This is a genomic window from Pseudomonas sp. xss_2 (genome assembly GCF_043104195.1).
Lineage (GTDB): Bacteria > Pseudomonadota > Gammaproteobacteria > Pseudomonadales > Pseudomonadaceae > Aquipseudomonas > Aquipseudomonas urmiensis.
This window is the reverse complement of record NZ_JBICKL010000057.1, coordinates 18,736-34,800: the sequence shown is the minus strand read 5'-3', so window position 1 is coordinate 34,800 and position 16,065 is coordinate 18,736. Positions and strand designations below refer to the sequence as shown.

General features: G+C 66.2%; 3 protein-coding genes. All 3 read right to left on the bottom strand.

Annotated features, from left to right (window positions below; translation table 11 throughout):
• Window positions 1–117 precede the first annotated feature (117 nt).
• Window positions 118–1,101 (bottom strand): TauD/TfdA family dioxygenase, encoded by a 984-nt coding sequence (locus ACF8K2_RS13775; RefSeq protein ID WP_392465291.1) that lies wholly within the window; start codon window positions 1,099–1,101, stop codon window positions 118–120.
• Between the two features lie 112 nt (window positions 1,102–1,213).
• A complete protein-coding gene (locus ACF8K2_RS13770) occupies window positions 1,214–2,614 on the bottom strand; it encodes an aspartate aminotransferase family protein (protein ID WP_392465289.1) in 1,401 nt (466 codons plus the stop codon).
• A 455-nt stretch (window positions 2,615–3,069) separates the two neighbouring features.
• Window positions 3,070–16,023 (bottom strand): non-ribosomal peptide synthetase, encoded by a 12,954-nt coding sequence (locus ACF8K2_RS13765; RefSeq protein ID WP_392465287.1) that lies wholly within the window; start codon window positions 16,021–16,023, stop codon window positions 3,070–3,072.
• Window positions 16,024–16,065: the final 42 nt, after the last annotated feature.

Genomic DNA, 16,065 nt, shown 5'->3' with positions numbered 1-16,065 from the left:
CAGTAGAACGAGCAGATGAGAAGTGAATTTAGCGGCGTGGCGCAGGCCTGTGTGCAAGCGCCAGGTTGTACGCCACCTGATACGGTGGCGTACGGTGGGAGCCGCGCCAAGGAAGCCTCAGCGCGCCTTCTCGCTGTAGCCCTGCGCCATGGCGACGACGACTTTGCGCGGCCCGGTGAACGGCGCCCGAGCGTGAGCGGCGAGCATGTTGTCGAGCATCAGCACATCGCCCTCCTGCCACGGGAAGCTGATCGCGCACTCGTCCAGCACAGCGCGAATGCGCTCAAGCACTTCATGCTCGATGGGCGTGCCGTCACCGTAGTAGACATTGCGTGGCAGGTCCTCCTCGTCGACGATCTCAAGCAGGCTTTCGCGCACCTCGGCCGGTAGATTGGAGACGTGGAACAAGTGCGCCTGGTTGAACCAGACCTGATCGCCGGTCCACGGATGAGTGGCCACCGCCTGACAGACCTGACGGGTGCGCAGTTCGCCGTCGTCTTTCCACTCCCACTCGATGTGGTGGGCACGGCAATAGGCTTCGACCACACTGCGATCTTCGGTGTTGAACACCTGCTCCCAGCCCACATCCAGGCCATTGCCATAGTTGCGGACATACATCAGGCGCTTGCTGGCAAAGCGTTCGACGATGTCGGCCGGCATCCGCCGATAGACTTCGCGGCTGTCGGCGATCGGCGTTTGCCCGCCGGTCTGGGCGGCGATCACGCTGTAGAACCAGATACGCATCGGCCAGTCGAGGCTGTAGGCCTGTTCGTTGTGCAGCGGGATACTCTGGTGCGCCGGGTATTCAGTGGAGGTATACACCCCTTGGGTCACATTGCTGCGTGGGGTGGAACCGAACTCGTAATTGAGCAGCGGATGACCGAACGCCTGGGCGAACTCGCGAAACGCCGCGACTTCCCCCACTTCGAAACCGCGAAACAATATTCCTGCGCAGTGATCCAGGTGCTGCGCCACGATCTCCTTGAGCTCGTCGAAGCTCTCCAGCAGCCCAAGCCCTGGCTCGGGCGCTTCGACCAGCAGCGGCAGCGAGCCGCGCTCAGGCATCAATGGCCGCACCTTGATATCGGCAAGTTCACTCATCTGTGTCTCCCCATCCGCGTCACACACCACGGCCAAGGTGGCGTGCGCCGCGCATTGGCGTTAATCGTATTCATCACGGGCAGACCGCCCGCGTTGCTTGGGCAAAACCTGTTCAGGCGCTGCGCACCGCTACTGCCAGCGCCGCGGCAAACCGCTCTGCGACCTCGTCGATCTGCTCGGCACTGATGATCAATGGCGGCAGGAAGCGCACCACCGCGCCGTGGCGACCACCCAACTCAAGGATCAAGCCGCGCTTGAGGCACTCGCGCTGCACCTTGGGGGCCAGCTCGCGCGCTGCCGGTGGATGGCCCAAGCTATCCAGCGCGCCTTGCGGGTCGACCAGCTCGACCCCAAGCATCAAGCCGCGCCCGCGAATATCGCCCAGCTGCGGGTACTGGCGTTGCAGATGCTGCAAGTGGCCGCGCAGGCGCTGGCCCATGGCCTCGGCGTGCTCGGCCAGGCGATGCTCGACCAGGTAATCGATCACCGCGGAGCCTGCGGCCATGGCCATCTGGTTGCCGCGGAAGGTGCCGGCATGGGCGCCTGGGGTCCATTGGTCCAGCCACTCGCGGTACACCACCACTGCCAGCGGCAGGCTGCCACCAATGGCTTTGGACAAGGTCACCACATCCGGGACGATGCCGGCGTGCTCGAAGGCGAACATCCGCCCGGTGCGGGCAAAGCCGCTCTGGATTTCGTCGACGATCAGCGCCACCCCGGCCTGCTCGGTGATCCGCCGTACGCCGCGTAGCCATTCGATGTCAGCCGGTATCACCCCGCCTTCGCCCTGCACCACCTCCAGAATGACCGCCGCTGGCAGCGGCACCCCGCCTTCCGGATCGAGCAGCAGGTTTTCCAGGTAGTGCAGGTTGGCCCGCACACCCGCCTCACCGCCCAGACCGAACGGGCAGCGGTAGTCGTAGGGGTACGGCATGAACTGCACGCCATTGCCGAGCAACGCGCCCAGGGGTTTCTTCGGCCCGTGGCTGCCCATCAGGCTCAGTGCGCCCTGGGACATGCCGTGGTAGGCACCCTGGAATGCCAGCACGGTGCTGCGCCCGGTGGCGGTGCGCACCAGTTTCAGCGCAGCTTCCACCGCATCGGTGCCGGTCGGGCCGCAGAACTGGATCTTCGCCTCGCGGCGCAAGGCTTCAGGCAGGATGCCGAACAGGTCCTGGACGAAGCGGTCCTTGACCGGCGTGGTCAGGTCGAGGGTATGCAGCGGCAGCTCGTCCGCCAGCACGCGCTGAATCGCCTCGACCACCACCGGATGATTGTGCCCCAAGGCAAGCGTGCCAGCACCGGCCAGGCAGTCGATGAACTGGCGGCCTTCGACGTCTTCGACATACAGGCCACGGGCGCGCTTGAGTGCCAGGGGCAGGCGTCGTGGGTAGCTGCGGGCGTTGGATTCCTGTTGTTGCTGGCGCACCAGCAGCGGCGAATCGGTGAACTCATACAGCGGTTGCGGCGCTGCGCCTGGCAGGATCTGGGCAAGGCTGGTAGCGGTCGACATCGGAGAATCCCTCGCAAATGAATGGTGGGCCCGCCACGTCCCTGTAACCAGATATGTGTCGGGTGAGCATCGTTTGGAGAACGCTTCAGCGCAGGGAGGATTTAGTGATTGGCTAGCAAGTTTTGTCGCCTCCACGGGCCTCTTCGCGGGCAAGCCCGCTCCTACAGGTACCCCGTTGAGCTCGACGCCAGCGCGGTATCTGTAGGAGCGGGCTTGCCCGCGAAGAGGCCAGTGTTGCCACCACCAAACCTGGCTGTGAGCATCCTTTAGCGCAGGCGGGATTTGTGTGATTGGCTTGCCCATAACCATAGAATCTCCCACAGGTACCCCGTTGACCTCGAAGCCAGCGCGGTACCTGTGGGAGCGGGCTTGCCCGCGAAGAGGCCGGTCGTGACACCACAAAACCGGGCTGGCTGCCGATCTCGGCAGCCAGCGCTTAGCTCAGGAGCCGGCAGTCAAAGCGCCTCCAGCTCGGCCATCAGGTCACTGAGCCGGTCGACCTTGTCGTCGTCCAGCGCCGTGTCCTGCAAGCCCTGCACGTAGCTGGCCAGCTCCTCTACCGTGCTGCACTCGAACATCGCCCGCAACGGCACGTTGAGCTGCAGCTGCTTCTGCACCCGCGAGGCGATCTGGGTCGCCAGCAACGAATGCCCGCCCAACTCGAAGAAGTTGTCATGCACCCCTACCCGCTCGGCCTTGAGCACATCGGCCCAGATCCCGGCCAGGGTCTGTTCCAGCTCGTTGCGCGGCGCCAGGTAGGCCTGGCTGTGCTGGCTAGCGAGGTCGATGGCCGGCAGCGCCTTGCGGTCGAGCTTGCCGTTGGCGTTGTGCGGCAGACTGTCGAACCAGCCCCAGTGCAGCGGCACCATGTACTCCGGCAGATCGGCGCGCAGGCGTTGCTTGACCTGTTCGAGCAGCGCGACGTCGGCGACGATGCCCTGATGCGCGACCAGATAGCCCACCAGGTGCTTGCCGTTGGCGCCCTCCTGCACGCCTACCGCCGCATCGCGGATCTCGCTCTGCTCGTGCAGACGGGCTTCGATTTCGCCCAGCTCGATGCGATAACCGCGAATCTTCACCTGATGGTCAATGCGCCCGACGTACTCGAGCACGCCATCCGGCCGGCGCCGCGCCAGGTCGCCGGTACGATACAGACGCTCGCCCGGCGCGCCATAGGGATGCGGGATGAATGCCAGTGCCGTGCGCACGGGATCGCCGACATACCCACGGCCAACCCCGGTACCGGCGACACACAACTCGCCCACCGCGCCCAAGGGCACCAGCGCCTGGTCCTCGTTCAACAGGTACAGGCGGTTGTTGTCGGTCGGCGTGCCAATCGGCAGGTAGCTGCCCTGGGTCGATTGCGCATCGACGCGGAAGAACGCCACGTCATCCGAGCATTCCGCCGGGCCATAGGCGTTGACCAGGCCAATCGCCGGATAGCGCTGCAGCCACTGCGCGGCCAGCTCAGGCGGCATGGCCTCGCCGGTCGGCAGCATCCAGCGCAGGCCATCCAGGTGCTGGTGATCGTTGGCGAGCATGCCCTGGATCAGCGACGGCACGCTTTCCAGCACGGTGATGCCGCTGGCCTGGACATGCGCCAGCAAGCCTTGCGGATCATGGGCGATGGCATTGGGCACGATCTCTACCCGGGCGCCGAACAACGGCGCGGCGAGGAACTGCCAGACCGAAATGTCGAAACTCTGCGAGGCGGTCTGGGCGATCACGTCCTGCTCATCCAGTACCAGGTACGGCACCTTGCTCAGCTGGTTGTTGAGCATGCCGCGCTGCTCGACCATCACCCCCTTGGGCAGTCCGGTGGAGCCGGAGGTGTAGATCACATAGGCCAGGTTGTCTGGCCCACTGTGAATGCCCAGGTCATGGCTGGCCACAGCGCTGCCCTGGACCTCTTCCCACACCAGCAGTTTCGGTCGTACCGCACCCGCCACTTCATCGAGCAACTGGCGCGCCTGGTCGGCTTGCGCAGCGCTGCACACCAGCACTGGCGTGCGGCTCAACTCGACGATGCGCTGCAGGCGCGCCGCCGGCAAGCCAGGATCCAGCGGCAGGTAGCCGGCGCCGGCCTTGAAGCTACCGACGATCATCCCCAGCAAGGGCAAGCCACGCTCGGCCAGCAGCGCCACCGGTTGATCGAGGGTCACCCCCGCCGCGACCAGGGCATGGCCCAGGCGGTTGGCCGCCAGGTTCAGCCCGGCATAGTCGAACGAGGCCTCCAGGCAGCGCGCGACGATCCGCTCGGGATGCGCGGCAACCCGCGCCTCGAACAGCTCCACATAACTCTGCTCCAGGCTGTAGGCATGCTCGGTGCGGTTGCACTCATCGAGCAGCAAGCGTTGCTCCTCGGCACCGAGCAATGGCAGCTCGGCGACATCGCCGTCGAAGCCTTCGACCAGCGCCAGCAGCAGGCGCTTGAACTCGGCCAGCAAACGCTCGACGGTCGGGTAGTCGAAGTAGCGCTGGTCGAACGACAGGTGCAGGCCCAGGTCATCGCCCGGGTAGCACACCGCCGTCAGCGGGAAGTTGGTGTGGGTGCGCCCCGAGTCGGAACTGGCGTTGAGGTGCTGGGCGTGGTCGAGCACGGCGGTTTCCACCGGCGCGTTCTCGAACACGAACAGGCTGTCGAACAGCGCCTGGCCCTTGGGCAGCTCGCTCCGTTCCTGGATCGCCACCAACGGCAGGTATTCGTACTCACGCAGTTCCATGTTGCGCTCCAGCAGGCCTTGCAGCCACTGGCGCACGCTCTGGCGCTGGCCGGCTGCTGGCAACTGCACGCGCAGGGCGACGCTGTTGATGAACAGGCCAACCGTGCGCTGCATCTGCGGCAGGCTGACCGGACGCCCAGCCACCGTCACCCCGAACACCACGTCACGCTCGCCGCTGTAGCGCGCCAGGAGCAAGGCCCAGGCCGCCTGGGCGAAGGTGTTGATGGTCAGCTGGTGAGCCTGGGCCAGCTCGCGCAGACGCCCCCCTTGCGGCACGTCCAGGCGGGTGTAGCAGTCGCCGACGATCATGCCGTCGCCGGCATGGTCATGGCGCAGCGGACGGTCACTGGGGAGCGCCGTGGCGCGCTCGAAACCGGCCAGGTTGGCTTGCCACCACTGGCGCGCCTCGTCGAGGTCCTGGCGTTGCAGCCAGCCGATATAGTCGCGGTAGCGCGGCGGCACCGGCAGTTGCGCCTGACGGCCTTCGCCGAGGGCCTGGTAGATCTCGAAGAAGTCGTTCATCAACAGCGAGCGGCACCAGGCATCGATCAGGATGTGGTGGTTGCTCATCATGAACCAGTAGCGCTCATCGGCCACACGCACCAGGCGCAGATGGAACGGCGCCTGGCTCAACAGGGCAAAGCCGGCTTCGCGTTCTTCTTTATGCAGGGCCTGCAGGCGCGCTTCCTGGGCCTGCGCGTCGAGGCCGCGCCAATCCTGGTAATCCACCGGGGTCTTGCCCGGCTTGTGGATGATCTGCAGCATCGCCTCGCCGGCGTTCCAGCTGAACGAGGCGCGCAGGGCTTCGTGGCGTGCCACCACCGCTTGCCAGGCCTGGGCGAAGCGCTGCGGGTCGAGCGCGCTGTTGATCCGGTAGCGGTCCTGCATGTAGTAGATACCGGTGCCCGGCTCGAGCAGGGTGTGCAGCAACATGCCTTCTTGCATCGGCGTCAGTGGGTAGACGTCTTCGATCTCGGCTGCGGCGATGGGCAGGCTGTCGATCTGCTCCTGGCTCAGCTGCGCCAGGGGGAAGTCCGACGGGGTGAAGCTGCCGTTGCCCTCTGCCAGGCAGTGCTCGACCAGCGCCAGCAGTTCACGGCGATAGGCCTCGGCCAGCTCGGCGATGGTGCGCTCGTTATACCGCTGGTTGCTGAAGGTCCAGCGCAGCTGCAAGGCGCCGCCATAGACCTGGCCATCGACGCTGAGCCAGTTGGGCAGCGGCGCGTCCAGGTCATGGGCCAGGCCTGCTGGCGCATCCAGCGGCTGGAACAACGCCGCCGCATCGAATTGCTGGTCGAACTGGCCCAGGTAATTGAAGGTGATCCGCGCCTGGGGCAAGGCCGCCATGCGCTCACGCCCGGCGTCATCGGCCAGGTAGCGCAGCACGCCGTAGCCAAGGCCCTTGTGCGGCACCTGGCGCAGTTGCTCCTTGATACGCTTGATCGAGCCTGCGCGGGCTTGCTCGCCCTCGCCCAGCTCGGGGTTCAGGGCCAAGGGATAGGCATTGGTGAACCAACCGACGCTGCGGGTCAGGTCGAGGTCTTCGAACAAGGCTTCACGACCATGGCCTTCGAGCTGCACCAGCACCTCGCTGTCACCACTCCAGCGGCACAGGGTACGCGCCAGGGCAGTCAGCAACAGGTCGTTGACCTGGGTGTGATAAGCGGCGGGTGCCTGTTGCAGCAGCTGGCGGGTCTGCTCGACATCCAGGCTGATCGCCAGGGTCTGGGCATGACGGTGCAGGTTGCCGCCTTGCGGATGATCACACGGCAGCTCGTGGCGGACACTGGCCAACTGGCCTTGCCACCAATCGAGCTCATCACGCAACGAATCGCTACCGGCATAGGCCGCCAGGCGCGCCGCCCAGTCGCCCACCGCATGGGTCTTGGCCGCCAGCGCCTCACCGCGGTACAACGCCTGCAAGTCTTCGAGCAGCACCCGCCAGGACACACCGTCGACCACCAGGTGGTGGATCGCCAGCAGCAGGCGTTGGCCGCCCTGCCCGTCGCTGACCAGCAAGGCGCGCAACAGCGGCCCCTGCTCCAGGTCGAGGCTGCGCTGCACATCGCTGTACAGCGCCTGGCAGTCGTCGAGATTTGCCACGGTGGCGGTCCACAGCAAGGGCTGGGCGCTTGGCTGGGCGTAATGCCCCTGCCAGCGACCGTTCACCTGGGTGAAATTCAGCCGCAAGCTATCGTGGTGAGCGAGCAACCCCGCCAAGGCCTGCTCCAGGGTTTGCGCCTGCAACGGTTGGCGCACCTGCAACAGCACGGCTTGGTTCCAGTGCTGCGGCTCGGGCACTTGGCTGTCGAAGAACCAATGCTGGATCGGCGTCAGCGCAGTGCTGCCCTGGCGCGGGCCTTGCTCGATGTCGCTTGGCGCCTCGCTGCGGCTGACCACCGCCGCCAGGGCCTGAATGGTCTGATGCTGGAACAGGTCACGCGGGGTGAACTGCAAGCCCAGCTGCCGCGCCCGGCTGACCACCTGGATCGACAGGATCGAATCGCCGCCCAGTTCGAAGAAGTTGTCTTGCACGCCCACCCGCGCGACGTTGAGCACCTCGCGCCAGACCTGCGCCAGTTGCGCTTCCAGCTCGTTGGCCGGGGCCTGGTAGTGCTGCTGCGCCTGCTCCAGGTCCGGCGCTGGCAGTGCGCGGCGATCGAGCTTGCCGTTGCCCATCAGTGGCAGCTGTGCAAGCAGTACCAGGTGCGCGGGCACCATGTAGTCCGGCAGGTGGCGGCGGGCATGCGCCTTGACCGCTTCGCGCAGGCTGGCCTGGGCTTGGCTGTCGGCATTGGCCTGCTCACAGAGCAGATAGCCGACCAACTGCTTGCCGCCCGGCAGGTCGAGCGCCAGCACCACCGCCTCGTCGACCTCGGCATGTTCTTGCAGGCGGCTTTCGATCTCGCCCAGCTCGATGCGGAAACCGCGAATCTTAACCTGCTGGTCGGCGCGGCCAACGTACTCCACCAGACCGTCAGCGCGCAGGCGCACCAAGTCGCCCGTGCGGTACAGACGCCCCCCATCATGGCTGAACGGATCCGCGACGAAGCGCTCGGCAGACAGCCCCGGCCGGTCATGATAACCCTGAGCCAAGCCGGCACCGCCGACATACAGCTCGCCGATGCCACCTTGCGCCAGCAGCGCCAGGTCATCATCGAGGATGTACGCGGTACGCGCGCCGATTACCCGGCCAATCGGCACACTGCCGGCATCGGCGGGCAGCGTCTGCGGGGCCACACAGGCCAACGGCATGACCACGGTTTCAGTCGGCCCATAGGCATTGAAGAACTGCTCTGGGGTGAACGCCTGGCGGATGCGTTGCAGGTGTTCGCCCGTCAGTGCTTCGCCACCGGTAATGACCAGGCGCACCGGCAATTGCTCGCCAACACTTGCCAGGTACTGGGCGAGCTGGCTGCCGTAGCTTGGGGTGAAACCGAGGATGCTCACCTGCTGCTCGCGCACCAGTTGGCAGATGTCCTCGGCGCCCCACTGGCCTTGGGCGCGGATCACCACCCGCGCACCGCACAGCAACGGCACCAGCAAGCGCTCGGTGGCAGCGTCGAAGTTGATCGAATAGAAGTGCAGTTCGCAGTCGTCGCTGCGCATGCCGAAGGCGGCGATCACCGCCTGGCAGTGCATGCCGATTTCCCCATGGCTGACCACCACGCCCTTGGGCTTGCCGGTGGAGCCGGAGGTGTAGATCAGGTAGGCCTGGTGCTGCGGCAGGTTGAGGTTAGCCAACGGCCCATCGCTGTAGCTGGGCAGTGACGCTGCGTCATCTTCCAGGCACCAACGCGCCACGCCCGCAGGCAACTGGCCGATACTGTCGAACAACGCACGCTGGCCCAACAGCAAGCCGATGCGGCTGTCCTCGATCATGTAGTGCAAGCGATCGAGCGGGTATTCCGGGTCCAACGGCACGTAGGCGCCCCCAGCCTTGAGGATCGCCAACAGACCAACGACCATTTCCAGCGAACGCTCCAGGGCCAGGCCGACGCGTACCTGCGGCCCGACACCACGCTCGCGCAGGGCACGCGCCAGGCGGTTGGCTTGCTGGTCGAGCTGGGCATAGCTCAGGTGCTGGCCAGCGAAGGTCAGCGCACGGGCGTGCGGCGTGCGCTCGGCCTGGGCGGCGAACAGCCCGTGCAGGGTGTGGCCCAGGTCGAAGTCATGCTCGCCCTGCAATTGGCCGACCAGCACTTGTTGCTCGGCGCTGCTGAGCATCGGCAGTTCGCACAGGCGTTGCTGCGGGTTGTCGATCAGGCCGATCAACAGCTGCTGCCAGTGCTCGGCCATGCGCACGATGCGCGGCTCGTCGAACAGGTCGCAGCTGTAGGTCAGGCAGCAGCCCAGGCGACCGTCGAGGTCGGTGACTTCCAGATACAGGTCGAACTTGGTCGCGCTGGCGTCGTTGACCAGGTAGTCGACCTGCATGCCGGCCAGCTCGCGGCTCTGCTGGAAGGCCCAACGCTGAACGTTGCACATCACCTGGAACAGCGGGTTGTAGGCACTGCTGCGCGGTGGTTGCAGGGCTTCGACCAACTGATCGAACGGCAGGTCCTGGTGCGACTGGCCTGCGACGATGGTCTGGCGCACCTGTTCGAGCAGCTCGGCGCCGCGCATCTGGCCATCGAGCTCGCAGCGCAGCACCTGGGTATTAAGGAAGGCGCCGATCAGGCCTTCGCTTTCCGGACGAATGCGGTTGGCCACCGGCGCGCCGATGCGCAGGTCGCGTTGGCCGCTGTAGCGGTGCAGCAAGGTCGCCAGGGTAGCGGTCATGGTCATGAACAGGGTCAGGCCACGTTCGCTGTTGAAGGCGCGCACGCGGGCGGCCAGGGCGGGGTCGAGGTCGAAGCGATACAGCGCGCCCTGGTGACTCTGCACTGCCGGGCGCGGGCGGTCCGTCGGCAACTCCAGCACTGGGTGTTCATCGCCCAGGCGCTGTTGCCAGTAGGCCAGTTGCCGTGCGCCTTCGCCCCCTTCCAGCCACTGGCGCTGCCACACGCTGTAGTCCAGGTACTGCACCGGCAACGGCGCCAGGGGCGATTCGCGGTCGTCGACGAAGGCCTCGTACAGCTCGCCCAGTTCGCGGGCGAAGATGTCCATGGCCCAGCCTTCGGTGACGATGTGATGCAGGGTCAGCACGAAGTAGTGCTCACGCTCCTGGGCCTTGACCAGGCAGGCACGCAGCAATGGGCCGCGCTCCAGGTCGAACGGCTGGTGGGCCTGGGCGTCGGCCAATGCCTGCAGACGTTGTTGGCGCTGCGGCGCTGGGGTGGCGCTGAAGTCATGCCATTGCACCTTGAGCGCGCTGTGCTCGGCCACGCACTGGTACGGCACGCCATCGATGCTGGGGAAGGTGGTGCGCAGGGTCTCGTGCCGGGCGATCAGTGCATGCAGGGCGCGCTCGAAGGCATCCACGTGCAAGGTGCCACGCAGGCGGGCCATGCCACCGACGTTGTAGGCGGGGCTATCGGGCTCCATCTGCCAGAGGAACCACATGCGTTGCTGGGAATACGACAGCGGCACCGCCTGACGACGGTCAACCCGGGCGATCTCGCCCTGCTGGTTACGTTCGCCACGTTCGCGGATGCTGGCGATTGCGGCGCAGAACGCTGCCAGCTCACTGGCCTCGAACAGCACCTTCAGCGGCAGCTCGACATCCAGTGCCTGGCGGGTCCGCGAGACGATCTGGGTGGCCAGCAACGAGTGGCCACCGAGGGCGAAGAAATCATCCTGCAGGCCGACTTGTTCCAGGTTGAGCACCTCACGCCAGATGGCCGCGACCTGCTGCTGCAGCTCGGTCTGCGGCTCGACATGCTCACGCTGCTGCCAAACCGGTGCCGGCAGGGCTTTGCGCTCGACCTTGCCGCTTGGGCCCAATGGCATTTGCGCCAGATGGATCAGTTGCGCCGGGACCATGTACGCCGGCAAGCGCTCGGCCAAGGCAGCCAGCAGCGCAGCGCTTTGCTCGACGCCGCTGTAGTAGCCGACCAACTGGGCGCCGACGGCATCCTGGTGAATCAGCACCACCGCCTGTTCGACACCCGCCTGGGCCAGCAGGCTCGCCTGCACTTCTTCGGGCTCGACGCGAAAACCACGCACCTTGACCTGCTGGTCGAGACGCCCGAGGTATTCCAGGGCACCCTGCTCAACCCACCAGCGGGCGCGGTCGCCACTGCGGTACAGGCGCTCGCCGTTACCATCGGCTTGCGGCACGAAGCGCTCGGCGGTCAGCCCAGGGCGGCCCAAATAACCGCGGGCCAGGCCCACCCCACCCAGATACAGCTCGCCGGCAACACCCGGCGCGCTCAGCTCCAGCTGATCATCGAGGACCCGGCACAACACATTGGCCAGCGGCCGGCCAATCGGCGAGCGTTCGCCGTCCGCGCTCTGGCAATGCCAGTGGCTGACGTTGATGGCGGTCTCGGTCGGGCCATAGCGGTTATGCAACTGCACCTGGGGCAGCAGCTGCAGGACGCGCTCGCGCAGGTTGGCCGACAACGCCTCACCGCCAGAGAACAGCCGACGCAGGCTGGTGCAGTTGGCGGCCAGTGGTTCCTGGACGAACACCTGCAACAGCGGCGGCACGAAGTGCAGCGTGGTCACCCCATGCTGCTGGATCAATTGGGCGATGCGCTGCGGGTCGCGATGCTCGCCAGGGCCTGCAAGGACCAGCGTGCAGCCGGTGATCAGCGGCCAGAAGCACTCCCACACCGACACATCGAAGCTGATCGGCGCTTTTTGCATCAGCACATCGCTGTCATCGAGCGCGTACGTGGCTTGCATCCACTGCAAGCGCTCAGCCAAGGCCGCGTGGGTGTTGCCGACGCCCTTGGGCTGACCGGTGGAGCCGGAGGTGTAGATCACATAGGCGAGGTTGTCGCCGTCCAGGTGCAGGCCCGGCGCCTGGCTTGGCCAGCTGTCCAGGTGCAATTGATCGAGGGCGATGGTGCTGACCCCAGCCACCTGCGGCAGGCGCTCCAGCAGGTTACTATGGCTCAACAGCAGGCTGGCCTGGCAGTCGCCGAGCATGTAGGCCAGGCGCTCTGGCGGATAGTCGACATCCAGCGGCACGTAGGCGCCACCGGCCTTGACGATCGCCAGCAGGCCGACCAGCAACAGCGGCGAACGCTCCACGGCGATGGCCACGCAGGTGTCGGGGCCGACGCCCTTGTCGCGCAGGTAATGCGCCAGGCGGTTAGCCTGCTGGTGCAGGCTGGCGTAGTCGAGGCTGCCGCCTTCCCACACCAGCGCGGTGCGTTCAGGCGTCAGCCGCGCCTGTTCGTTGAGTTGCTCGACCAGCAGGCGCTGCGCCACGGGCGCGGGCGCCTGGCCCCAGCCCAACAATTGTGCGCGGGCCTGTTCATCGAGCAACTGCACCTCGCCCAAGGTCAACTGTGGCTGGGCGCTGACCTGTTCGAGCAACGCCAGCAAGTGATTGGCCAGACGCTTGATGGTGCTGGCTTCGAACAGCTCGGCGGCATAGTCGAAGGCCAGGCTCAGGCGGCCCTGATGATCTTCTTCACTGTGCAGCTGCAGGTCGAACTTGGCTTCGCGGCTGTGCCATGGCAGCTCTTCGGCGAGCAAGCCGGGCAGACGGCGCAGCGCCGACAGGTCGCGTTGCTGGTGGTTGAACATGACCTGGAACAGGCCCTGCTCGCGGGCCTGCGGCAAGGCTTCGAGCAGTTGCTCGAACGGCAAGTCCTGATTGGCCTGGGCGTGCAGGGTCGCCTGGCGCACCTGGGCCAACAGCTGGGCGAACGGCTGACGGCCATCGAGCTGGGCGCGCAGCACCTGGGTATTGATGAAGAAGCCGACCATGCCCTGGGTTTCTAGGCGCGGGCGGTTGGCATTGGGCACGCCGACGCGGATGTCGCCCTGGCCGGTATAGCGGTGCAGCAAACCTTGCCAGGCGGCCAGCAGGACCATGAACAGGCTGGCCTGTTGCTCGCGGGCCAAGCCCTTGAGCGCGTCGGCAAGCTTGGCCGGGACTTTCACACTCAGGCGTGCGGCGCGCTTGTCGCGTTGGCTGGAGCGGGGGTGGTCGCTGCCCAGGTCGAGCACCGGCAGTTCATCGCCCAGCTGCTGTTGCCAGCGTTCGAGCTGACGCGCGGCCTCGCCTTCAGCCAGCCACTGGCGCTGCCAGATAGCGTAGTCGGCATACCCCAGCGGCAGCGCCTCAAGGCTTGCCTGGTGGCCCTGGCAGCGGGCCGCGTAGAGGCGGGCGAACTCGTCGAGCAGAATATTCAGCGACCAACCGTCGGCGATGATGTGGTGCAGGGTCACCCACAGCTGATGATCCTCGTCATCCAGCCGCGCCAGGGTCACCCGCAGCAACGGTCCTTCGATCAGGTCGAACGGTTGCTGCGCCTCGGCTTCACGACGGGCAGCGACTTCAGTCGCATCCAGCCCGTGCAGATCGACCTGCTGTAGAACAAACCGCTGCTCAGGTAGCACCCGTTGCAGGGCCTGGCCATCGACCTCGCTGAACAACGTGCGCAATGATTCGTGGCGGGCCACCAATGCCTGGAAGCTGTGCTCCAGGGCGGCGATGTCCAGCTCGCCACGCAGGTGCAAGCCGGCCGGGATGTTGTAGGCAGCCGAGGTCGGTTCCAGTTGCCACAGCAGCCACAGGCGATTCTGCGCCAGCGATTGCGCCAATGCCTGGCCACGGCCCAGCATGTCGATGCGGCCATTGCCGTGTCCGCCCTCGGCGAGCAGCGCGGCCACGGCTGCGCTGTAGTCGGCCAGCAGCGGCGCCTCGAACAGCGTGCGCAGGCTCAGGTTGATACCCAACTCGTCGGCCAGCCGCGCAGTGACCTGGGTGGCGGCGATGGAGTTGCCGCCCAGCAGCAGGAAGTGATCGTCTGGCGCAACCGCCTCGACCTTGAGCAATTCGCGCCAAATGGCGGCGATGCGGGTTTGCAGTTCATCAGCCGGCGCAGCGTCTAGCGTCTGCTCGGCGACGGCCGGGAAGCGTGCGTAGCAGTCCAGACTGCCATCGTCCATGCGCAAGCGACAGGCCGAGCGTTGCAGTTTGCCGCTGGAGGTCTTGGGCAAGGCACCCGGGTTGAGCAGCAGCACCACTGCCGGGGCCTGGCGGCAGGCGTCGGCGATGACCTGGCGCAGGGTCTTGATCAGCTCTTGCGGCGTGTGCGCCTTTTGCACATTGCGGCTGATCTCCACGGCAACGCCAATGCCCTCCTCGCCTTGATCATCGACGGCGAACACCGCCACACGGCCCTTGCGCAGCACATCGACCTCGCGCTCCAAGGTCTGTTCCAGGTCCTGCGGGTAGAGGTTCTGCCCGCGCACGATGAGCATGTCTTTCAGGCGCCCAGTGACGAATACCTCGCCCTCGCGCATGAAGCCCAAATCGCCGGTACGCAGCCAGGTCTGGCCGTCCAGTTCGACGAAGGTGCGCGCGCTGGCCTCGGGGTTGCGCCAGTAGCCCAGGGCGATGCTCGGGCCATTGGCCCAGATTTCACCGACCAGGTTGTCGCCCAGCACGCATTGGCGCTGCGGGTCGACGATGCATACCGCATGACCTGGCTGGGGGTAGCCGCAGCTCATCAGCACGCTGCCTTTGCCGGGCTCGGCGCGGTGGCTGGCGAACGCTTGGGCGTCGATCTCCAGCGCGGCAATGCCCTGGCCACGACGGCTGCCGCTGACGAACAGGGTCGCCTCGGCCAGGCCATAGCTGGCGAAGTAGCTCTGCGGGTCGAAACCGCACACCTGGAACTTGCTGGCGAAGGTCTCCAGGCTGTCCTGGCGGATTGGCTCGGAGCCGGAATAGGCCACGCGCCAGCGACTCAAGTCGAGCCCAGCCAAGGCCGCCTCGCTGACCCGCTCGCTGCACAAGCGGTAGGCGAAGTCCGGGCCGCCGCTGATGGTGCCGCCATATTCGCTGATCGCCTGCAACCAGCGCTGCGGCCGCGCCAGGAAATACCCCGGCGACATCAGCACGCACGGCACGCCGCTGAAGATCGGTTGCAGCAGGCCGCCAATCAGGCCCATGTCGTGGTACAGCGGCAACCAGCTGACGATCACATCGTCCGGGTTCAGGTCGATGCCAAAGCCGTGGCGAATCAGTTGCTCGTTGGCCACCAGGTTGCCGTGGCTGACCTGCACGCCCTTGGGCAGCGCGGTGGAGCCGGAGGTGTACTGCAAAAAGGCGATGTCATCGCCGGCCAACTGCGGCTGGCGCCATTGATCGGCCAAGGCTGGGGCCAGAGGGTCGACGGCCAGCAGCTCAGGCGCGGCGTCACCGGCCAGAGCCTCAAGGCCCTGCAAACTGTCACACAGCGCCTCTACCGTCAGCAGCAAACGCGGTTCGGCATCGTCGATGATCGACAGCAGGCGCTCTTGGTGATGACGGCGCGACGACTCTGGCGGATAGGCCGGCACCGCGATCACCCCGGCATACAGGCAGCCGAAGAATGCCGCGACGTAGTCCGGACCACTGGGGAACAGCAACACCGCCCGATCGCCAAACTCGGCGCGCTGTTGCAGCGCCGCGGCGATGGTTCGCGCACGCAGGTCGAGGTCCCGATAACTGAGTACGGCCTGCTCGCGAGGATCATCGGCCAGAAAGCGCAAGGCGATCCGGTCCGGGGTCTGCGCGGCGCGTTGGGCCAAGGCCTGGACCAGCGAGTGCGGGAGTTCGAAGGCGTCCGTCATGGGGTGTTCCTGCCAGTGTCTGGGTGAGTCGCACCGAACGCC

Excerpts from the sequence above, each read along its gene's own strand:
- ACF8K2_RS13770 (WP_392465289.1), bottom strand. The coding sequence starts at position 2,614 with ATGTCGACCGCTACCAGCCTTGCCCAGATCCTGCCAGGCGCAGCGCCG.
- ACF8K2_RS13765 (WP_392465287.1), bottom strand. The coding sequence starts at position 16,023 with ATGACGGACGCCTTCGAACTCCCGCACTCGCTGGTCCAGGCCTTGGCC.
- ACF8K2_RS13775 (WP_392465291.1), bottom strand. The coding sequence starts at position 1,101 with ATGAGTGAACTTGCCGATATCAAGGTGCGGCCATTGATGCCTGAGCGC.